The organism is Streptomyces sp. NPDC051018 (assembly GCF_044456085.1).
Taxonomy (GTDB): Bacteria; Actinomycetota; Actinomycetes; order Streptomycetales; family Streptomycetaceae; genus Streptomyces.
The window spans coordinates 37,109-57,371 of sequence record NZ_JBITFN010000026.1 but is presented as its reverse complement, the minus strand read 5'-3'; the positions used below and the strand labels follow the sequence as shown (position 1 = coordinate 57,371).

At 71.7% G+C, this 20,263-nt stretch carries 17 protein-coding genes; 6 read left to right on the top strand and 11 right to left on the bottom strand.

Features of this window, described 5'->3' with window-relative positions; translation table 11 throughout:
* Window positions 1-206: 206 nt before the first annotated feature.
* Complete coding sequence (locus ACIBCM_RS31275) at window positions 207-497, bottom strand: hypothetical protein (protein ID WP_399249143.1); 291 nt, start codon at window positions 495-497, stop codon at window positions 207-209.
* A 335-nt stretch (window positions 498-832) separates the two neighbouring features.
* Here ACIBCM_RS31275 and tdh point away from each other — a divergent pair, with 335 nt between their 5' ends.
* From tdh to ACIBCM_RS31260, 3 genes are all read left to right on the top strand, one after another.
* Entirely contained in the window at window positions 833-1,861 is a 1,029-nt protein-coding gene (gene tdh / locus ACIBCM_RS31270) for an L-threonine 3-dehydrogenase (RefSeq protein ID WP_399249141.1), read from the top strand.
* A 261-nt stretch (window positions 1,862-2,122) separates the two neighbouring features.
* Window positions 2,123-3,304, top strand: coding sequence for a glycine C-acetyltransferase (locus ACIBCM_RS31265; protein ID WP_399249139.1), 1,182 nt, complete (start codon window positions 2,123-2,125; stop codon window positions 3,302-3,304).
* A gap of 42 nt (window positions 3,305-3,346) precedes the next feature.
* Complete coding sequence (locus ACIBCM_RS31260) at window positions 3,347-4,267, top strand: LysR substrate-binding domain-containing protein (protein WP_399249137.1); 921 nt, start codon at window positions 3,347-3,349, stop codon at window positions 4,265-4,267.
* A gap of 205 nt (window positions 4,268-4,472) precedes the next feature.
* Here the strand turns inward: ACIBCM_RS31260 and ACIBCM_RS31255 are convergent, their stop codons facing one another.
* Window positions 4,473-6,788, bottom strand: coding sequence for an ATP-binding protein (locus tag ACIBCM_RS31255; protein ID WP_399249135.1), 2,316 nt, complete (start codon window positions 6,786-6,788; stop codon window positions 4,473-4,475).
* A 483-nt stretch (window positions 6,789-7,271) separates the two neighbouring features.
* On the opposite strand from ACIBCM_RS31255, the gene ACIBCM_RS31250 reads away from it, so the two are divergent.
* The gene (locus ACIBCM_RS31250; protein WP_399249133.1) at window positions 7,272-8,507 is read left to right on the top strand and encodes an MFS transporter; all 1,236 of its coding nucleotides are present in this window, start codon (window positions 7,272-7,274) and stop codon (window positions 8,505-8,507) included.
* A 116-nt stretch (window positions 8,508-8,623) separates the two neighbouring features.
* Here the strand turns inward: ACIBCM_RS31250 and ACIBCM_RS31245 are convergent, their stop codons facing one another.
* A complete protein-coding gene (locus ACIBCM_RS31245; RefSeq protein WP_399249131.1) occupies window positions 8,624-9,319 on the bottom strand; it encodes a hypothetical protein in 696 nt (231 codons plus the stop codon).
* A gap of 406 nt (window positions 9,320-9,725) precedes the next feature.
* Here ACIBCM_RS31245 and ACIBCM_RS31240 point away from each other — a divergent pair, with 406 nt between their 5' ends.
* Window positions 9,726-10,184 carry an SPW repeat protein gene (locus tag ACIBCM_RS31240; protein WP_399249129.1) on the top strand — a complete coding sequence of 153 codons (459 nt, stop codon included), beginning with the start codon at window positions 9,726-9,728 and terminating at the stop codon, window positions 10,182-10,184.
* A 477-nt stretch (window positions 10,185-10,661) separates the two neighbouring features.
* The gene (locus ACIBCM_RS31235; RefSeq protein WP_399249127.1) at window positions 10,662-11,540 is read left to right on the top strand and encodes a lytic polysaccharide monooxygenase; all 879 of its coding nucleotides are present in this window, start codon (window positions 10,662-10,664) and stop codon (window positions 11,538-11,540) included.
* 67 nt (window positions 11,541-11,607) lie between these two features.
* Here ACIBCM_RS31235 and ACIBCM_RS31230 read toward each other — a convergent pair whose 3' ends face one another.
* From ACIBCM_RS31230 to ACIBCM_RS31195, 8 genes are all read right to left on the bottom strand, one after another.
* Window positions 11,608-12,336 (bottom strand): DUF2470 domain-containing protein, encoded by a 729-nt coding sequence (locus ACIBCM_RS31230; protein ID WP_399249125.1) that lies wholly within the window; start codon window positions 12,334-12,336, stop codon window positions 11,608-11,610.
* A 269-nt stretch (window positions 12,337-12,605) separates the two neighbouring features.
* Entirely contained in the window at window positions 12,606-14,615 is a 2,010-nt protein-coding gene (locus ACIBCM_RS31225) for a GTP-binding protein (RefSeq protein ID WP_399249123.1), read from the bottom strand.
* 545 nt (window positions 14,616-15,160) lie between these two features.
* Window positions 15,161-15,391: a DUF6296 family protein gene (locus ACIBCM_RS31220; RefSeq protein ID WP_399249121.1), complete on the bottom strand. Its 231-nt coding sequence runs from the start codon at window positions 15,389-15,391 to the stop codon at window positions 15,161-15,163.
* Window positions 15,392-15,415: 24 nt separating this feature from the next.
* Window positions 15,416-16,012 (bottom strand): hypothetical protein, encoded by a 597-nt coding sequence (locus ACIBCM_RS31215; RefSeq protein ID WP_399249119.1) that lies wholly within the window; start codon window positions 16,010-16,012, stop codon window positions 15,416-15,418.
* Window positions 16,013-16,043: 31 nt separating this feature from the next.
* Complete coding sequence (locus ACIBCM_RS31210; protein WP_399249116.1) at window positions 16,044-17,171, bottom strand: serine hydrolase domain-containing protein; 1,128 nt, start codon at window positions 17,169-17,171, stop codon at window positions 16,044-16,046.
* 95 nt (window positions 17,172-17,266) lie between these two features.
* Entirely contained in the window at window positions 17,267-17,614 is a 348-nt protein-coding gene (locus ACIBCM_RS31205) for a hypothetical protein (RefSeq protein ID WP_399249114.1), read from the bottom strand.
* Between the two features lie 165 nt (window positions 17,615-17,779).
* Entirely contained in the window at window positions 17,780-18,994 is a 1,215-nt protein-coding gene (locus tag ACIBCM_RS31200; protein WP_399249219.1) for a cation:proton antiporter, read from the bottom strand.
* Window positions 18,995-19,347: 353 nt separating this feature from the next.
* Window positions 19,348-20,208 carry a (2Fe-2S)-binding protein gene (locus ACIBCM_RS31195; RefSeq protein ID WP_399249112.1) on the bottom strand — a complete coding sequence of 287 codons (861 nt, stop codon included), beginning with the start codon at window positions 20,206-20,208 and terminating at the stop codon, window positions 19,348-19,350.
* Window positions 20,209-20,263 lie beyond the last annotated feature (55 nt).

The following is a 20,263-nucleotide window of genomic DNA, read 5'->3' as shown; positions in this document are numbered from 1 at the left end:
GCGTCCGCTCCGGCGGAGAAGCCCGGCGGACGGTGACAGGGGCCGGGTCCACCGGGTCCATGTGGGTTCAGGCCGGCGGCGCGGCGGGGCGGCGCGCGGGTACGTCGCGGGGAATGACGCCCGTGCCCGGCAGGCTACGGGGAGAGGTGCGATACCGGGGCACGCGAGTCCGGGCACGATCCGAACGAGAGGAGGGGAACAGAGTGCTAAGAAGTAGCGTGCGGTATGGATGGCACGGTGGCGCCGCCGCCGTCCTCCACTGCCTGAACCACGGCCTGGTGCAGGGCCCGGCTCTCGTCCTCCGAGGAGCAGGGCGTCGGACTTCCCGACATGGTGAACCAGTCGGACGCGCCGCTGTACTGGACAGCGACGCGCGCCTCACCCCCGGCCCAGGTGGTGTGCACCGTGAGGTCCCCGGTCAGTACGCCGACCTCGTCGGTGAGCACTCCTCCACGACCGGAATACACTCCGGTGGTCGTCCATGATGCCCAGCTCATCCTCCCAGGCTCGCACCGCTAGGCCATATGCGCGAGCGATGTGCCGCTCTCACAGCAAAAATCCGGACTCCCGGCTCCCTCGCGATGTCCCCTGCGCCCCGGCGCCACCACTCCACGGGCGTCGTCGCGGTCCCGGGGGACCGGCCTCTCCCGCCGGACGTGAAGCTGCGCTGTGGGCCCGCTTAAGAAATCCTCGATGGACTCCCCGGACCGCGGTCGGCAGATTGGTGCGGGTCCGCCGACCGGCGCTGTCACGGTTTGCGGGGTCAGCCGTAGCTGTCCAGCCTGGCCGTACTCGTCCTTGGCCGTCCGACACCATGCCTGGAGCCGCCCTGATGAAGGCACTTGTCAAGCAGCATGCCGAGCCAGGCCTATGGCTCATGGATGTGCCGGAGCCGGAGGCCGGCCCGGGGGATGTACTGATCAAGGTGCTGCGCACCGGGATCTGCGGCACCGATCTGCACATCCGTTCGTGGGACGCCTGGGCCCGTCAGGCCGTGCGCACCCCACGGGTGCTGGGTCATGAGTTCGTCGGCGAAGTCGCGGCCGTGGGCCGGGACGCCGGGGACATCAGGGTGGGCGATGTGGTGAGCGGTGAGGGACACCTCGTCTGCGGCAAGTGCCGCAACTGTCTCGCGGGCCGCCGCCATCTGTGCCGCAGCACGGTCGGTCTCGGGGTCGGCCGGGACGGTGCGTTCGCGGAGTACGTCACCCTGCCCGCGTCGAACGTCTGGGTCCACCGCACCCGGGTGGACCTGGACATCGCCGCGATCTTCGACCCCTTCGGGAACGCCGTGCACACCGCCCTCACCTTCCCGCTGGTCGGCGAGGACGTTCTGATCACCGGTGCCGGCCCGATCGGCATCATGGCTACGGCCGTCGCCCGGCACGCCGGTGCCCGCAACGTCGTCATCACCGATGTGAGTGAGTCCCGCCTGGAGATCGCCCGGAAGGCGGGAGCCACCCTCGCGCTGAATGTCTCCGAGCACACCGTCGCCGACGCTCAGGCTCAGCTCGGACTCAAGGAGGGCTTCGACGTCGGCCTGGAGATGTCCGGGCAGCCCGAGGCCATGCGGGACATGATCGACAATATGACCCACGGCGGCCGTATCGCCGTGCTGGGCCTGCCCGCGGAGGAGTTCGCCGTCGACTGGGCCAGGATCGTCACCTCGATGATCACCGTCAAGGGCATCTACGGCCGTGAGATGTACGAGACCTGGTACTCCATGACCGTGCTGCTGGAAGCCGGGCTCGACCTCACTCCGGTGATCACCGGCAGCTATGACTACCGGGACTTCGACACCGCCTTCGACGAGGCCGCCACCGCGCGGAGCGGAAAAATCATCCTCGACTGGACCGGATGACCGCCGATCCGGGACCTGCCGACCACCGATCCGCGGTCCGGATCCAGATCCGGGATCCCCGAACCGCGGTCCGCCGCCCGCTGTGGTCCGAACGCCGACGGCTGTGGACCGTCGCTCGACCGCCGGCTCCGCGCGGGCGGTCGCCCCGGGCACCGCCCCACCGACCTCCACCCACCGACCTCCACCGGCCGACCTCCGTCCACCGACCTCGACTCTCCGCCCACGACCCGGCTCGCCACCATCCCAAGGGAGCACTCACCCATGTACGCGTCCGTCCGCGACGATCTCCGTGACACCCTCGACGAGATCCGCGAAGCCGGTCTCCACAAGCCCGAGCGCGTCATCGGCACGCCGCAGAGCGCCACCGTGTCCGTCGCCTCGGGCGAGGTGCTCAACTTCTGCGCCAACAACTACCTCGGCCTCGCCGACCACCCCCGGGTGATCGCCGCCGCCAAAGCGGCCCTGGACCGCTGGGGCTACGGGATGGCCTCCGTGCGGTTCATCTGCGGAACCCAGGACGTACACAAGGAACTGGAGGCCCGTCTCTCCGCGTTCCTCGGCCAGGAGGACACCATCCTCTACTCCTCCTGTTTCGACGCCAACGGCGGTGTGTTCGAGACCCTTCTCGGCCCCGAGGACGCCGTCATCTCGGACGCGCTGAACCACGCCTCCATCATCGACGGCATCCGGCTCTCCAAGGCCCGCCGCCACCGCTACGCCAACCGCGATCTGGACGAACTGGAGCAGCAGCTCAAGGAGACCCAGGACGCCCGCCGCAGGCTCGTCGTCACCGACGGCGTCTTCTCCATGGACGGCTATGTCGCCCCCCTCGCGGAGATCTGCGACCTCGCCGACCGCTATGACGCCCTGGTCATGGTCGACGACTCCCATGCCGTGGGCTTTGTGGGTCCCGGCGGCCGGGGGACCCCCGAGCTGGCCGGTGTCATGGACCGCGTCGACATCGTCACCGGCACACTCGGCAAGGCCCTCGGCGGCGCGTCCGGCGGCTATGTCGCAGCGCGCGCCGAAATCGTCGCGCTCCTGCGCCAGCGCTCCCGCCCGTATCTCTTCTCCAACTCCCTCGCCCCGGTGATCGCTGCCGCCTCCCTCACGGTCCTCGACCTGCTGGAGTCGGCCGATGACCTTCGGAAACGTCTGATCGACAACACCGCCCTCTTCCGCCGGCGCATGACGGAGGCGGACTTCGAGATCCTGCCCGGCGACCACCCCATCGTCCCCGTCATGATCGGCGACGCGGCCGAGGCGGGCCGGATGGCCGAACTGCTCCTGGAGCGTGGCGTCTATGTCGTCGGGTTCTCCTACCCGGTCGTCCCCCTGGGACAGGCACGGATCCGCGTCCAGCTCTCCGCCGCGCACTCACCGGACGATGTGGAGAAGGCCGTGGCGGCGTTCATCGACGCCCGGAGGGAGCTGAAGGGCTGATCCGGACCCGTACGGCTCAGTGCCCGCTGGCAGAATGACGACGTGATCGACCCCCGACGGCTGCGTATTCTGCGGGCCGTGGCGGACCACCGTACGGTGACCGCCGCGGCCTCCGCCCTCTACCTCACCCCCTCGGCCGTCTCCCAGCAGCTCAACGCCCTGGAACAGGAGACCGGCCACGTCCTGCTCATCCGCGGTGGCAGGGGTGTGCGGCTGACGGCGGCGGGCGAGATCCTTCTCGCGCACACCCACACCGTGCTGGCCCAGCTGGAACGGGCCGAAGCCGAACTGGCCGCGTACGCCGGCGGCACCCGCGGCGAGGTCACGGTCGCGGCCTTCGCCACCGGTATCGCCGAGGTCGTCGCCCCGGCGATCGGGATCCTGGCCGAGGACCACCCGGGGATCCGGATCTGCGTCCGGGACGCCGAGGGCGACGAGAGCCTTCCGCTGGTGCTCGACGGCGAGGCGGATCTGGCGGTGGCCGTCGAGTACCGAGGGGCACCCGGCGCCGACGATCCACGGCTGGCCCGCGTCCCGCTCCACGCGGAACCCTTCGACGCCGTCCTCCGGGCCGGCCACCCGCTCGGTGTGAACGACCGGATCGAGCTCGCCGCACTGGCCGACAGCGACTGGATCGGTCCCTACCCCGGCAATCCCTGCCACGACATGGTGCTGCTGGCCTGCGAACTGGCCGGCTTCCAGCCCCGTCTGGTCCACTCCTCCGACGACTTCCGCGCGGTGGTGGCACTCGCGGCGGCGGGCGCGGGGGTGGCGCTCGTACCACGGTCGGCGCTGAGGGGTACGGAGCTGAAGGGCACCGTCGTACGCCCGGTCTCCGGCCCCGCGGCGACCCGCAGGGTGTTCGCGGCGGTGCGCCGGGGAGCGGAACGGCATCCCCTGATCCGTCCGGTTCTGTCGGCGCTCTCCCGTTCGGCGTCCGGCCTGGCCCCGGCACCCGCCTGAGCCCCGCGACAACCGGGTGCAGGGAGGCGGGCAGGTCCCACTTGGTCTGAGGCCCGGGCCGGGCCCGCTACCCCGACGCACGGGCCCCCGTCACCCGCAACGCTCCACCAGCCCGGCCGGGCCCGCCCCGTTCTCCGAACCGCCCACCGGCCCAGGCCCCCGCCCCCGGAGTCCCGCCGGCTCAACAACCCGCCGGCTCAACCGCTCAGCCACCCGGTGGAAGCAGGGCGGCGCGCAGCCCGGTGTCGAGGTCCGCGGCGGTGCCCTCCCGGTAGGCGCGTTCGTAGACGGCGTCACCGACACCGGCCCGGGCCGCCCGTTCACAGGCCTCCCGGACCGCCCGCAGCTCCGGCGTGCCGCGCTGGGGGTGGCCCACCGTGCTCCAGAACGCCTGGCCGGTTCCGTACACCTGGCCCGCCCGTTCACCGTCGCCGCCCGCGGCGATCGCCGCGGCGAGGACGTCGAGCCCCAGCGCGATGCCGAAACTGTCCCCGAGGCCCCTCTTGCACGCGAGCATGGCCCGCGCGTACTCGGCCGCCACCCGGGGCTCTCCCGCGAAGAGCGCGATCAGGCTGAGCTGGTAGTCGAGATAGGCACGGGTCCAGGACTCTCCCCGGGTCACACAGCCGTGACGCAGCCGCAGTGCGTGTTCACGCGCCTCGGGCAGCCGCCCCAGGGCCGTCAGCGCGAAGACGCGGACGAGATGGCAGCGCAGCCGTGACGACGAGGCGAACGGGAGACCCCCGGCGGCGTTCAGCGCCTGCGCGGCCGCCCGGTCCGCATCGAGAGGACGGCCCGTCAGCAGCGCGATGAGGCCGCTGAGATACGCGGCCGAAAGCTCGCTCTCCGCGGTGTCGTCGTGGCACGCGGAGCGGGTGCAGGCGTCGCTGACGCGCTGAGCCTTCTCGTACTCGCCCTGAAGGGTGAGCGTGATCCCGAGGGCCCAAAGCGCCCGGGTCCGGTCGGGACCCGGCCCGGTGTGGGCGGCGAGCGTCCGCTCCAGGTAGTCCCGGGCCTCGTGGAGATGGCCGCAGCAGCTCCAGAAGAAGCCGAGCAGCCCGGCGAGCCGGAGGGCGTGCCGGGGGGAGTCGGTGAGGAAGTGGTCGAGTGCCGCGCACAGTTCGGTGTGCGCGGCGCCGATCCTGCGGTACCAGCGCGCCTGACCGGGACCCAGCCACTCACTCTCGGCCCGGAGCGCGAACCGCAGATGATGGGCGGCGTGGCGCCGCGCCACCGTGGTCTCCTCCTCCAGTGCGCACAGCCACAGCCGTCCGTACTCCCGGATCGTGTCGAGCATTCGGAAGCGGACACCGTCGTCGGCCCGCACGACCCGCAGGACCGACACGGAGACCAGCCGTTCCAGCAGCGGTCCGATCCGCTCGGCCTCCAGTGGGCCGCCCGCGCACACGGCGCGCGCCGAGGCCTCGTCGAAGTCCCCTCGGAAGACCGTCAGCCGGGCCCACAGCAGTCGTTCGAGGGGTGCGCACAGTTCATGGCTCCAGCCGATGGTCGTCCGCATCGTCCGGTGGCGCTCCGGTTGCACATCGCCGTCCTCGGCGGCCTCCAGAAGGTCGAAGCGTGAGCCGAGCCGGGCGGCGACCTCCTCGACACCCGTACGGGCCGCCTGGGCCGCGGCCAGTTCCAGTGCCAGCGGGATGCCTTCGAGCCGTCGGCAGATCCACGCGGAGGCGGCCGCGATCCGCTGCGACTTGTCCCCTCCGGAGCCAGGGGCCCCCTCGGCTCCGGGAGCACCCGTGTCCGGACCGGCCGGCCCCCCGTTCGGGGGCGTACGCGTGTCGGTACGTACGTCCGCCGTACCCGTACCCCCACCTGTACCCGGGGCCGGGTCTGTGTCCCCGTTCCCGTCCCTGTCCGGTGAGCCGACGTCACGCGACCTGTCCGTACCGCTCCCGCACTCGCCTCCCCGGCCCGGCGCAGCCGGATCCAGCCCTTCCTGATCGGGCGCGTCCGGGTCGGCCGAGTCCTTGGCCGCCGCGCCGTCAACGGTACGCCGCGCCGAGGCCAGCCGCTGGGTGAACAGTTCCAGCCCGTCCGGCCCGTGGACCGGCATGGGTTCCACCTCGATCAGGCGTTCGTCGCTCAGCCCGAGGGGTTCCCGGCTCGTGGTCAGTACGGTCAGTCCTGGAGCGGTGGTCAGCAGATCCCCGATCAGCGTCCGGCACGCCGCGACGAGGTGTTCACAGGAGTCCAGCACCAGCAGCAGACGCTTTTCCGCGAGCCACTCGCACAGTGCGTCGACCGGCATCCGGGAGGTGTGGTCGGCAAGGGCGCACGCTTCCGAGACGGTGGTCAGCAGCAGTCGGTCCCCCTCCAGCGGGGAGAGTTCCACCCACGCCACTCCATCGGGGTATCGTTCGGCCGCCCGCCGGGCGGCGCGCAGCGCCAGCCGTGACTTGCCCACTCCGCCGCTGCCGACGAGGCTGATCAGCCGGTGTTTCCCCAGTGCGCGATCCAGGCGGAACAGCTCCCAGTCGCGTCCGACAAAGCTGGTCGATTCCACAGGTAGGTTGCCTAACACCCGTCCATTCTCGCGTACTTCGTTCACACATGGCCCACTCACGGGACCGGTACGATGGCGGCGAGTGAGGGGACCTGTACACGCCGCCGGTAGGTGTACGCCGGCATCCCCGGGACCACCACGGGCAATCCGCGCCGAGTCGCGCCTCTTCGGTGGGAGGCGTCCCGCTCCCGCCGTTCCGCCGCCGTGCGGACAGCCTGTACCGCGCGGGTGCCCGTCAGCAGGCAACGACCCGACGCCGCGCAGCCGACCAGCGGCCGGTTCCCGATCCGTGCAGCATGGGCCGGATGCCGGATGCCGGATGCCGGATGCCGGATGCCGGGTGGGCCCGGTACGAAGCCTGTCGAGAGTGTTCTGCCTGAGGTCTGTCCGAGCGGGCCCAAATATAGTGCGCTTGCAAGTAACAGTCGTCTGCAATTATTGTGAGTGCATGTAAAGGGCTGCTGCAATCATTGGAGATCTCTCGTGCCGCTCGCACTGCTCGCCCTCGCCGTCGGCGCGTTCGGAATCGGCACCACCGAGTTTGTGATCATGGGTCTGCTGCCGGAGGTCGCGGCGGACTTCGGGGTGACCATTCCGACGGCCGGACTCCTCGTCACCGGCTATGCCCTCGGTGTGGTGGCCGGCGCCCCGCTGATGACCGCGCTCGGCGCCAGAACCTCCCGCAAGAGGATGCTGATGCTGCTGATGGGCCTTTTCATCGCCGGGAACGCCCTGTCGGCCGTGGCGCCTTCCTTCGGCGTGATGCTGGCCGGCCGTGTGGTCGCCTCACTCGCCCACGGCGCGTTCTTCGGTATCGGCTCGGTCGTCGCCGCCGATCTCGTGGCCCCCCGGAAGAAGGCCGGGGCCATCGCGCTGATGTTCACCGGACTGACCGTCGCCAACGTCGTCGGCGTGCCCCTCGGTACCTTCCTGGGGCAGAGCGCGGGCTGGCGCGTCACCTTCCTGGCCGTCGCCGCCCTCGGTGTGCTGGGGCTCCTCGGTGTGGCCCGGCTGGTGCCGGAACAGGCCCGCCCCGAGGTGCTACGGCTCCGCCGTGAAGTCGCGGCCTTCGGCAATGTGCAGGTCCTGCTGGCCATGGCCATGACCGTGCTCGGGTTCGGCGGAGTCTTCGCCGCGGTCACCTACATCTCGCCGATGGCCACCGAGGTCGGTGGATTCGCCGCCTCGTCGGTCACCTGGCTTCTCGTCCTGTTCGGAATCGGCATGGTCGGTGGCAACCTCATCGGCGGACGGTTCGCCGACCGTGCGCTGATGCCCCTGTTGTACGTATCCCTGGCCGGGCTCTCGCTGGTTCTGGCCCTGTTCACCCTCACCCTCCAGCACAAGGTCGCCGCGGCGGTCACGCTCGCCCTCGTCGGAGCACTCGGCTTCGCGACCGTTCCGCCGCTCCAGAAACGGATCCTCGACCAGGCGGCCGGCGCGCCCACCCTGGCCTCCGCCGTCAACATCGGGGCGTTCAACCTCGGCAACGCGCTCGCGGCCTGGCTCGGCGGCGTGGTCATTTCCGCGGGTCTCGGGTACAGGGCCCCCAACTGGGTCGGCGCCCTGCTCGCCGGTTCCGCGCTCGCCCTCGCCGTGCTCTCCGGCCGCCTGGAGCGCCGTACGGACGCGGGCCGGGGCCGGATCGTGGCCACCGCCGGCGCCGGGGCGCCCGCGGCGGTGCTCCGGACGGAGTCCGCGGGCGCGCTCCGGGACTGAACCGCCCACCGCCGGCGGGCCGCTGAGGGCCCGCCGTACGCGGTGGTGTCCCACGGGCCGGTCCCCGTCGGGTCGGCCGGGGCCGGACAGGGAAGCGCCGGAACAGTCGGGTCCCGTCAGGGGAGCGCCGGAGCGGTCGGGAGGGTCGGGACCGTGGGAACGGTCGGAGTGCCGGGCACGGTCGGTACGGAAGGTACGCCCGGATCAGCGGGAACCGTCGGAACAGTCGGTGTCGCGGGAACGGCGGGAACAGCGGGAACGGCGGGCACCGCGCCGTCGACCGGCACGGCCGGGACCGCCGGAACCTGGGGCAGCCCGAGACCCGAGACCGCGCTCAGCAGCGCGCCGACCAGACCGGTCACGGTCGAGCTCACCGAACCGACGAGCCCGGTGAGACCGGATGTCGCCGCGCCGACCAGCTGTGCCAGCGCCGTCCGCAGCGAGGCCAGCAGGCCGTCCACGGCTCCTGTGTCCCCGGTCTGCGCGAGTTCGGCTTCCAGGGTGTCGAGCGCGGCCTCGGCCTCGGCCTGGTGGCGGGCGGCCCTGGCCGGTGACAACTGCCCGTCGCTCGCGGCAAGTACCTCGTCGAGCAGCCCGGTCACGCCGGACGGGACTCCCCCGGCTGCGCGCAGGGCCTCGATGTGTGAGCTCAGCCGCGCGGTACCGGTCACCGGGGAATCCGCCCCCGCCACGGCGGCCACGGGCTCGGGTGCGGGAGTGGAGAGAGCGGCCGCCGGGCCGATCGCCGTGAGAACAAGGCCCGCGCACAGTGCCGACGGCACGAGTACACGAGTCACCGGTGCGAGACGCATTCGGGTGGTCCTTCCGAGAGGGGTCGGTGCCCACTCACGGTGGGAAGGCGGTCCACCCGGCGCAACCGGTCCGGACTCCGCCACTCCGGTGGTTTGCTTCGGGTGGACATCTCCTGACCAGGCATTCTGCCCCTGCGGGGAGGAGGTGGCCGGATGCGGCAACCGGGTGACCGCGGCTCATCGGATCGGCCCGGCGGGATCGCTGCCGTATTCGTGCCCCCGTACGGCACGTCCGCGCTGATCAGGTGCATTCGGCGGCGGACTCCCGCCGGATGCCGCACCCGAAAACCGGAATCTATCCGTCCGTATCGCTACCGATAAGGAACAGATAAGAGCAAAATGAAAGTGCGCGGCTCTAGACGCGCAGTGCGGTCGGACTTGCAGCGCACAGAAGGAGGCGAGTCGTATGGCCGACGTCTCACACAGGGGAGATATGGCGGGTCATCCCGACATCACAGAAATGCGGGACCGCTACGCCCGTGTGCTCGGAGGGCGCGATGTCGCCCTGGTGGACGGCCCGGTGTTCCTGGTCGGCCTGGCATGCGCGGTGTCCCCGTGGATAGTCCACTTCTCGGGCAATCAGCCCGCCCTCGCGACACACAACCTGATCATGGGTGCCGCGATCGTCGTGCTCGCGCTCGGATTCACCGTCATGCCTCAGCGCATGTACGGGCTGAGCTGGGCCATGTGCGTCATGGGTGCGTGGTTGATCGTCGCGCCGTGGGTCGTGGGCAGTAACCCGGACAAGGGAGTCATCTGGACCAATGCCGTCATCGGCGGCCTCACTTTCCTGCTGGGGCTGGCCTGCACGGCGGCGTCCATGAGAAGCGGCAGGAGCAGGCGCGCCTCCTCCCGACCCGAGTGACGCTCCGACGCGTCACTCGCGTCCGTACAGGGACGCGTGGGAAAAATCGGGCCGGTCCACCGGATGGTGGGCCGGCCCGCGCTGTTCGTCCGGAGGCCCGCGCCGTTCGTCCCGAGGGCCGCGCCGTGCGGCCGGCCCCGCCCCTCGGCAGCCCGGCCGCGTGAAGGCTCAAGGCAGACGCGGGGAGCGGCCGGTACGGACCCGGCGCAGGTATCGGGCCACCCGCCGGTCCCGGTGATCAGCCGCTGGGGAACCCCTGGCCGTCGCACGTGGGTTGGCGCCCGTGCGGTACGGGACCGTACGCCGGGCACGAAGGGTGCTGACGAGGAGAGGTTCTCGGCGGCGTCGGCCGCCGCGACGACCGCGAACGCCGGTCGGCCGAGAGGGAACGGAACGCCGGTCGGCGGAGGGTGAACGCTCACCCTCGCGCGGCCGTAGTACAGGGCAGGCCGCCCGGCCGACAAGGAGGCCCTCCGGATGACCGCCCACCGCCGCACCGCCCACGCCCTCGCCCTCGTCGGCGCCGTACCTCTGGTACTCGCCCTGCTGGGACCGGGAGTCGCGTACGGGCACGGTGCGCCGACGGATCCCGTCAGCCGGGCCGCCGCGTGCGGACCCGGGGGAGAGCGGCCCGGATCGGCGGCCTGCCGTGCGGCCGTGGCGGCCAACGGCGGGGTGCCGATCGGTGCCTGGGACAACCTGAGAGTGCCCGATGTCCGGGGCCGGGACCGGGAGACGATCCCGGACGGTCAGCTGTGCAGCGCGGGGCTGCCCGCGTACAGGGGACTCGACACGCCCCGTGCGGACTGGCCGTCGACTCCGCTGAGGTCCGGCGGCGAACTCGATGTCACCTACCGGTCCACCATCCCGCACCGGGGGACGTTCAGCCTGTATCTGACCAGGGAGGGGTACGATCCGGCCACCCCGCTGCGCTGGGCGGATCTGGCGACCGAGCCCTTCGCGACCGTGACCGACCCCGCGCCGAAGGACGGCGCGTACCGCATCGCGGGCAGACTCCCGGCGGGGCTGACCGGCCGTCATGTGCTCTTTACGGTCTGGCGGAACACGGACACCCCGGACACGTACTACTCCTGCTCGGACCTCATTCTGACCTCCGCCGATCCCGGAACCTCCGCCGATCCGGAGCGTGGTCCCGGCCCCGACGCGGATGCCTCGTCCGAGGATGCCGCGGGGGCTCCTCGGACCCCCGCGCCGCTGCCGCCCGACGGGCGGTCCGCCCGGGCCGCGGCGGACACGGACGGCGACAGCGCCGCCTTGCTCGCCGGCGGGACGGCCGCGGTTCTACTGCTGCTGGCGCTCGGCACATCCGCGGTCCTCCGCCGGCGTGGACGTTGAGCGCGCCTCACTGAGTCCCGGGGCCCGGTGTTCCGGTGTCCCGCTGCCGCGTGCGTCCGGCCGGGGCTCAGGAGTCGCTCAGCAGACGGCTCCGGGGTGAGCGATGGCGGGCCGTCGCGATGAGGGCGTGAATACGGGCCCCCGCCTGGTCGACGTCCTTGATCGGGGAGGGGAAGGGGATCCGGGCGTCCTCGTGAGAACGCGCGTACTCCAGGCGCAGGGTGATGCCGTACCGGTCGATGGCGAGGGGCAGCGCGCGCCGGGCACCCACGGTGAGCCGGGGCTTCACCAGGCGCAGCAGCAGGCCGACGATGTCACGGTGGTCGTCGACCATATGGGTGAGCATGCCCGCCTCACAGGTCGCCAGCGGGTCGGTCTCGGCTTCCATCAGGTCGCCGAGGCCGACCGCGCTGCGTTCGCCGGCCCGTTCGAGGACGGCGCGGTCGAACTCCATGCAGCGGCTGCCCGCGGGGCCGGAGTGCTCCGAGGCGGGCAGCAGCCGGCCCCCGAGGAACACCCGGGCCCGTACCCGGTCGCGGACCGGGGTCGGGGCGATATCGGTGAACTCCAGCAGGGCGGGGACGGGTCCGTCCGGTGCGGCACCGGCGCCGGAGTCCCACGGGTGGGGTTCCGCCGGGTGCAGATGGATGTGCTCGGTGCCGCCCGGGCCGTGCAGCCGTGAGATCTCGGTGCGTCCCTCGTCGGTGACGACGGTCATGGAATCGGCGGCCATGAGGATGGACCGGATCCGCTCCGCGGTCGTCGGCAGAGCGACAGGGGTGTTGAACAGACGCATCCAGTACTCCACACTCCGAAGAAAGTTAGGGTTGCCTAACCTAATCCGTCAGGGGGGTTTCCGCCAAGCCCGCACCTCCGAACGCGCCCACCGCCCTGCCCCCACTGGCCCTACCGGCCGCCGCCCGACCGGCCCCTGCCCGACGGGCTCCGGGCCCAGAGCGCCGCCCGTCGGGGTGCGGGCGGCTTCCCCCGGTGGCGGAGCAGGGGGAGTCGCCCCGCCCCGGGCTGACCGATCCGGCCCGGTGGAGGAGCGGGGACCTGCCCGCGCTATCCCTGTCCGGCGCCGACCCGTCGTACGACCTTCAGCAGATACTCCTTCCGGTCCAGGGGGTCGTGATCCGTCCGGGGCCGGGCCGGAACCGTTCCGGTGACCGGCCGGTGGCCGGCGAAGGCGGTCTCCAGCACTCCCTCGCCATGACTCAGGGAGGGCAGCCGCCGCTGGAGCCGGTGCACCCGGGCCGCCGGGATCTCGCCCTCCAGTACGGATGACGGCCCGTTCGATACGGGTGCCTCCACGGTGGCGCCCAGTCGTCCCAGCGCGGGCAGCAGGGTGCCCAGGGTGTCGGCCGGGACATCGAGCACAAAGCGGTGCATCGGCTCAAGGACCCTTGTACCCGCCCGCCGCAGCGCGTCCATCAGCACCAGGGGCGTGAGAGCACGGAAGTCCCCGGCCGTGCTCGACATGCTCTTGTCGAAGGTGCCGTGGGCGTGGCTCTGCCGGGGCCAGTAGCCGGAATGGGTCATGACGACCGCGCAGTTGCGGACCTCCCAGCCGTGGAGCCCTTGCAGCAGCGTCTCCTTCACGGTCTCCTCGACGGCCGCGAAGAACGCGTAGGGCATGGAACCCAGTTCGACCCCGAGCCGGAACTCCACTCCCGTACCGCCGGGCGCGGGCTCCACGCGCAGGCCGACCGTCGCGAGAAACGGATTGGGTTCCTTGTCGATGAATTCCACGGCCGCGCCGGTGCCGACGACCTGCTCACGGTAGATCGTCGTCGTCTCCCGGAAGACGACGTCCACACCGAAGTCCTCCGCCAGCGTCGCCTGAATGACCTCCTTCTGGACTTCCCCGTAGAGGGAAAGGGAGATCTCCTGCCGGAGGTCGTCCTGCCGCAGATCGATCAGCGGGTCCTGTTCGGCGAGCCGGGTCAGCGCGGTGTGCATCGCGCCTTTCTGCGCGGGGCGCCGGGGAACGACGACCGTTTCCAGTGAGGGCGGGGGGAATTGCCGTGCCGGAGTGCCCGGCCCGGACAGCGACGGATCGCCGACCGTGTCGCCGATCCGGACTCCGTCCAGCCCCCGGACCTTTCCGATCCGGCCCGCCGTCACCGAGGTGCCGTGCGCCGCCGGGCCCCGGTCGAACACCTCGATCGCCGTGACCTTCCCCTCGCCCGACGGGCCGACGGGCAGCCGGTCGCGGGTCCGCAGGGTGCCGGAGCGCATACGGACGTACGCGATCTTCTCCCCCGCCCGGCCCCGTTCGACCTTGAAGACCGTGCCGGCGACCGGCCCGGCCGCATCCCCCTCCTCGGCGGGCAGGAACTCCGCCAGCCCCGCGATCAGCCGTTCCACACCGGCTCCCGTGATCGCCGATCCGCAGAGCACCGGATGCACCAGGGCCTGTTTCGTCCGGGTGGCCAGCGTGTTCCGCAGGCGTTCGCACGACACGGCCCGCTCGTCCTCGACGAACGCGGTGAGCAGCGCGTCGTCCTGTGCGGTCAGGAGATCCAACAGCGGCCCGGCGAAGGCGGGATCGGTCTCCTCGTACGGTACGGAGGAGGCGTCGCGGGTGCCCTGGAGGACCGCACGGTCCAGCCGTACGACGGCCGGGCTCAGCTTCTCGGCGACGGCCCGCACCACCCGGTCGGTGTCGGCTCCCTCGCGATCGATCTTGTTGACGAAGAAGAGCGTGGGCAGGCGCAGCCGCCGCAGGGCCCGCATCAGGACCCGGGTCTGTGCCTGGACTCCCTCCACGGCGGACACCACCAGTACGGCGCCGTCGAGCACGCCGAGCGCCCGCTCCACCTCGGCGATGAAATCCGGATGTCCGGGAGTGTCGATCAGATTGACCGTGATGTCTGCGACGGCGAAGGAGGCGACCGCGGATGTGATGGTGATACCGCGCCGTCGTTCCAGTGCCAGGGAATCGGTCCGGGTGCTGCCTTCGTCGACACTTCCGATGGTGTCGATGACTCCGGCGGTGTACAGAAGCCGCTCGGTCAGGCTTGTCTTACCGGCGTCGACATGCGCCAGAATTCCCAGATTCAACGTTCGCACGAACCCTCATGTCCTCCACGTGGATGGAAAAGCCCTTCTCGATGGACATGAGAGTTCCTCGCACGACCGACTCCTCGGGTTGGTTGAGCTGTCGCGGAGGAGTCCAGCAGCGGGTCGCCGGCGAAGGCAACCGAATTACCCGCGACCGTCCGCACCGGGCGCGTATCCGGGCCCGCGCCCGCCCGGACAGGCGCCGCGCCTGCCCGGATACGCGCCCCGCGGGGCCCGCGCGCACCTGTCCGTCTCGCCGGTTGTCGGTTGCCGGGGCTTTCAGCGACCGGAGCCCATGGGACCCGGCGGACCGGGCACGCAGGATACGAGCCTGCGGGCGCCGCTCCCGCGGTCTCGTGGCCCTGGCGCGTCACCGGACCGGCGAAGGCGCGCGGGCGCCCGCCGGACCGCGATCCGTCGTCTCATCGCGCCGCGGCCGGTCCACCACCGGTGGCCGGGGGAGACCCCACCGGGAACCCGCCCCCGGGGCCGTGACCGTGCCACCCACGGGGTCTGCGGTCGCACGCGGTGGTGAGGGTGTCAGCGGACGGTGTTCAGGGCGTCAGCGGACGGACGGTGACCGGCATCCCCGGAGCCTGGTGGCCCCCGCTGGCGAGCATCCGGACCTCGCCGCGGTCACTGATCTCCGCACGTACGATCCCGGTGTCGTCCTCGTAGATGGGGGAGCCGCCCGCGCCCGCACGGTCCGTGCGCCGGACGATCACCACGTCGTCCTCCACGGCCGCCGCCTGGAACACCAGCTCATAGCTCTCTGCGTACGTCATGAGGCCTCCTGACGGGCCTGCCCCCTATCCATCCTCACTCGGACGGGCCCGCAGCGCACACAGCACGGCCTCACCCCGGGGGGAGAGCCGGTAGCCGACGTCCAGGCTCTCGGTCAGGCCCAGCTCCTTCAGCTTGCGGACGTCCGCCTTGAACAGATGGCGCTCGCGCCCGGCACGCGGTGCCAGAGCGGCGGAGCTGACGCCCGGATTCCCGGCGATGAGCGTCAGGACCTTCAGGGTCCAGGCACCGTGGCGGGAGGCCGCGTCGAGGCGGCCGAGGCGCCGCCGCAGCTCCTCGGCCGCCTGCGGGCCGAGCGTGTCGTCGGCCCGCAGCCCGACCCGGGGATCGTCGCCGGCGTGGCGCAGCTCGATCCGGTAGACCGTCCCCTCGCGCTCCGCCAGGACGGCCCGGAGCGCTTCGGCGGAGGCATAGCCCGCCCGGCGGGCGTCCCGCGCGGAGATACGGGCGGCGTCGGCGGGCCCGACCGAGACCGCCTCCAGCACGCCGATCGCGGTACGCATCCGTGTTCCGGCCTTCACCCTGGGCGCCCGCCAGGTCCGGTAGGCGAGATCGACCTCTCCCCGTACGATCGCGTCCAGCACGGCCCGCTTGAAGAGCACGGCAGCCTCCGTCCCGGGGCGCCCGCGTGCCTCAGCCGGCCGCCACCTCCTCGTCCACCAGCGCGACGACCTCCATGATGACGTCGAAGTCCATGGTGAGCCGGTTCTTCGTCACCGCGCACGCGATCCCCGTGGCGGTGTCCCCGTAGGCGTAACTCCCGCCCGCTCCGGCCATGCCGAACACACCCCGGCGCGGCTCCGCGGCCATCGGCAGGCCCAGGGAGTACCCGAGCCCCCAGGTGGCTTCGTTCCCGAAGACCTGGTCGGTGCCCTCGGAGGACACGGCGGTGGCCTCCCGCAGCCGCTCCGGGGAGATCAGCCGGGTCCCGGGCAGCTGTCCCAGCAGCGCCGCGTACATCCGCGCGATGGCACGGGCCGAGGTCTTGGAACCGGCGGGGATGTCCGCGGCGAGGACGTCGGTGCGGTTGCCCAGCGCGGCCGACGGGAACAGCGACATCGGACCGGCCTTGAACATGGGCAGGTCCTGAGGCATCTGCGCCATCATCTCGGCCGCGCCCTCCGGCTCCTCCAGCACGGCCAGCCGGCCGTGCTCGGTCTCCGGCATGCCGAAGTACAGCTCGTCGGCCACCCCCAGCGGCCCGGCGACCTCCTCGGCGAGGAGCTGGGAAATGCGCTTGCCGGTGGCCCGGCGGGCGATCTCACCGAGGATGTATCCATAGGTGTAGGCGTGGTAGCCCATGGCCGTGCCGGGCTTCCACCACAGTTCGGAGTCGGCGACGGTGGCGCAGATCCGTTCCCAGTCGCAGATGTCGTCGACCGTGGTGTCGAGCGGGAGCCCCGGCACTCCGGCGGTGTGGTTCAGCACGTGCCGTACGGTCACGGCCTCCTTGCCGTGCGCGGCGAACCCGGGCCACAGTTCGGCGACGGGCGTGTCGTATCCGAAGAGCCCTTGCTCGACGAGGACATGGACGACCGTCGCGGTCGCCGCCTTGCCGATCGAGTAGTTGTAGAAGACGGTCGCGGGGGTCACCGGCCGCCCGGTCGCGGGGTCCGTCACCCCGGCCACCGCGTCGACCAGCAGCTCGCCGTGCCGGTAGACAGCGACCTGAACGCCCCGTTCCGCACCCGACTCCACCCGTCGGTCGAGGGCCGCCTGAACCTGCTTCTGAATGTCGCCCACCGCTGTCTCCTCGTTCATCTGCGCGTTCTTCCGCACCGGACGCGGCCACTCAGCCACTCGGGTGCCTGTCCCGGTCTATCCGATGTATGCCAGATCGTCCACCGGACCGGAAATCACCGGCCCGGCGCCGGAGGATTCAGAACCAGCGTCCGGGACACGCCGGCGTCGGCCGGGCCGCCCGCCCACTCCACGGTGTAGGACACCTCCACGGGCAGGACCGAGGTCAGAGACGCGTGGTGGATCCGGAAGACCATGGAGCGCCCGACCGCGGCGCCGGGCACCCGGAGTGCGACCTCGCGGCGATCGTGCATGACCTGCCAGCACACGGTGATCACATCATTGGCCGCCATACCGGGATACGGTGGTACCCGGACCGTCACGGGCGCGGTGCCGTCCGGATCGATGTCCAGGGACGAGCCGACGACCTCGTCCACGATCGGCGCCGGCAGTTGACCGCCCATCACATTCCCCCTGTCGCTCCCGTGGAGCCATCCGCCGCGGGCCATGGGTATGCCCGCCGGGTGCCATTGTCCCCGTAGCCGGCGGAACTTCCCGGGCCGGAGGAACCTCTCGGCCGACCGGAACCTCCCTCCCCGCCGGAACCTCCCCGGGCGGGGAACCCGTCCTCACCATGACTCCGACCCGATGCCCCGCCCGGCGGAAGCCGCCGCCTCGCCCTCCCCGGCACGCAGCCGCAGCGCCAGCAGAGGGAAGACGAGCACGGACACCATGGCCGCGCCCACCAGCGACGCCGACTCCCCGGTGGTGATGACCTTCTCGTCCAGCCCGATGGTGGTGATCGCGACGACCAGAGGCAGACAGGTGGCGGCGTACAGCGTCAGGGCCCTGCGGTCCGTTCCGTGGAGATCGCGCGGTGCCAGGGCGTACACGGGAAGGCCGCGTACGACCAGGAAGAGGACCAGGAACAACGGCAGCAGCGCCAGCGCCCGGCCGCCGCCGAGCAGCGCGTCCAGATCGAACTGGATCCCCGTGACGACGAAGAAGACGGGCACCAGGAAACCGAAGCCCATCGCCTCGATCCGGCCGAGGATCTCTCCGCTGCTCTCGGGCGCGGCGCCGTTGAGTACGAGACGGGTGAGCAGCCCGGCGGCGAACGCGCCGAGCAGGGTGTCGAGGCCGAAGACGGCCGACAGCGCGAGCATCGACACCAGCAGCAGCATCACGAACCGTACGGCGAACTGACCGCTGCTGTGCAGGGTCTTCGCGATCACCCGGGAGAACCACGGCGGGCGGGGCCGCAGCGCCCAGAAGACCGCCGCCGCCGTCACGGCCGCGAACCCGATCAGCAGCGCCAGTGACTCTCCGGGAGCCCGGCCGCTCAGCAACAGCGCCATCGCGATGATCGGGCCGAACTCGCCCACCGCGCCGAAGGCCAGCATCACGGTCCCGAACCGCCCGCGCAGATCGCCGCTGTCCCGCAGGATCGGCAGTACGGTACCGAGCGCGGTGCTGGTCAGCGCGGTACCGATGACCAGACTCCGGCTCAGCTCCGCCCCGGTGAGCGCCAGAGCGATCCCCAGTCCGAGTCCGAGGGAGATCAGCCAGGCCCGGATCGAGCGGCGCAGCGTGTCGCCGCGGATGGCGCCGAACTCGATCTCGTATCCGGCGAGGAAGATGAGCATGGCGAGCCCGAGATGGGACAGCGTGTCGACGACGGCGTCCTGCCGGGCCCAGCCGAGGACGTCGGGCCCGATGAGGATGCCGAGCAGAATCTCGAAAATCACCAGGGGAATACGGATCCAGCGGCCGAATCCATAGGCGAGAAGAGGGGCGAGCACAGCGGCGGCCATGATCAGGATGAGCGTTCCCGGATGCGTGATCATAAGCTGTATTTATCAGGAATGTCCCTTTGGGGAGGGTGGTCCGGTTGGGGGAGGGCGGGCGGGTCGCCGACGGCGGACCGGGGCGGGTCGCCCGAGCCGTTCCGTCGCCCGGGAGGGCGCGCCCCGTGGCCCGGTGTGCCGGGCCGACGGACCGAGGGTCGACTCCCGTACGGGGTGGGCTCGGCTGATCCCGGCAGCGCGGCCGGGGGGTGGCTCATGGGCGCACCGGGCCCGGGTGATGGGCGCCTCCCGGGCTCAAGGGCTCCCGGGCCCCGGGTGGGGCGCGCCTTCGGGGTCGTCGGGTCAGGGTGCCGGGCCTCGCGGGGACCGGCGGATTCCGGCGGTACGCCCTACCGGCGCTCGGGCCCCTCCAGCCGCCGCAGGCGCTCGCCGTCGCACGTCCTGGGGCACGTCGCACACGCCTCGGCGGGCCTGATCGTGTAGTAGAGGCAGCACCCCATGCGGGTACGCGTGGGATAGGACCGCCCCTCGCGTCCCGTGAGCCGGCGGAAGTCCGCGCCGCCGAGGAAGGGGGCGACCGGCCCCGGCAGCAGCCGGCCCGCCTCGGTGACCGCGCGCTCCTCCTCGTCGAGCCGCCGCCCGAGGTGCCAGATCGCGGAGACCAGATCGTCGCCGACCATGCCCCACAAGGCGCGCGGTCCCCGGCGCAGCCGGGGGCCCATCGCGGCCAGCAGCGGCCGCACATGGCTGGCGACCGCGGCCCGCAACTCCGCGCGCAGGGCCTCCTCGTCCACGACGACCCGTACCCCGGGCAGTCCCGCGGCAGGGTCCTCGGGGAGGCAGGTGAAGCCGCCCGGGACGACGGCGAGCGCGTCGGTCGTCCGGCTGACCCGCACATCCGCGGGGGCGAGCGCGGGCACCCTGCGGTCCAGATACCAGGGGCCGGCGATCAGCAGACAGGCCGCCCAGAGATATCCGTGGAGCGCGCGGGAGGCCACGACATCGGGCCGCGCGCTGTGGCCGTAACGCTCCCGGATGCGTCCCCGCTCGGCTTCGAGGAAGGCGTCGAGCAGCCCCGGGTGGTACGCCAGTTCCGCGCCGTCGATCCAGCCCTGCCCGGCCGGTCTCCGTGGCCGCGCCACCTCGATGCGGGGGGTCGTGCCGCAGTGCGCGGCGAGCCGGTGGTGTGTGGAGGCCAGCAGGGTGGAGCAGCTGAGGGCAGCTCCGGTCGGCGCCGGGGCCAGGGACAACACATACTCCTCGGGGAACGGAATTGATCAAGAGGAAGGTAAGGCTCACCTTAAC

Excerpts from the sequence above, each read along its gene's own strand:
- ACIBCM_RS31275 (WP_399249143.1), bottom strand. The coding sequence starts at position 497 with ATGAGCTGGGCATCATGGACGACCACCGGAGTGTATTCCGGTCGTGGA.
- tdh (WP_399249141.1), top strand. The coding sequence starts at position 833 with ATGAAGGCACTTGTCAAGCAGCATGCCGAGCCAGGCCTATGGCTCATG.
- ACIBCM_RS31265 (WP_399249139.1), top strand. The coding sequence starts at position 2,123 with ATGTACGCGTCCGTCCGCGACGATCTCCGTGACACCCTCGACGAGATC.
- ACIBCM_RS31245 (WP_399249131.1), bottom strand. The coding sequence starts at position 9,319 with ATGCGTCTCGCACCGGTGACTCGTGTACTCGTGCCGTCGGCACTGTGC.
- ACIBCM_RS31240 (WP_399249129.1), top strand. The coding sequence starts at position 9,726 with ATGGCCGACGTCTCACACAGGGGAGATATGGCGGGTCATCCCGACATC.
- ACIBCM_RS31235 (WP_399249127.1), top strand. The coding sequence starts at position 10,662 with ATGACCGCCCACCGCCGCACCGCCCACGCCCTCGCCCTCGTCGGCGCC.
- ACIBCM_RS31230 (WP_399249125.1), bottom strand. The coding sequence starts at position 12,336 with ATGCGTCTGTTCAACACCCCTGTCGCTCTGCCGACGACCGCGGAGCGG.
- ACIBCM_RS31220 (WP_399249121.1), bottom strand. The coding sequence starts at position 15,391 with ATGACGTACGCAGAGAGCTATGAGCTGGTGTTCCAGGCGGCGGCCGTG.
- ACIBCM_RS31210 (WP_399249116.1), bottom strand. The coding sequence starts at position 17,171 with ATGAACGAGGAGACAGCGGTGGGCGACATTCAGAAGCAGGTTCAGGCG.
- ACIBCM_RS31205 (WP_399249114.1), bottom strand. The coding sequence starts at position 17,614 with ATGGGCGGTCAACTGCCGGCGCCGATCGTGGACGAGGTCGTCGGCTCG.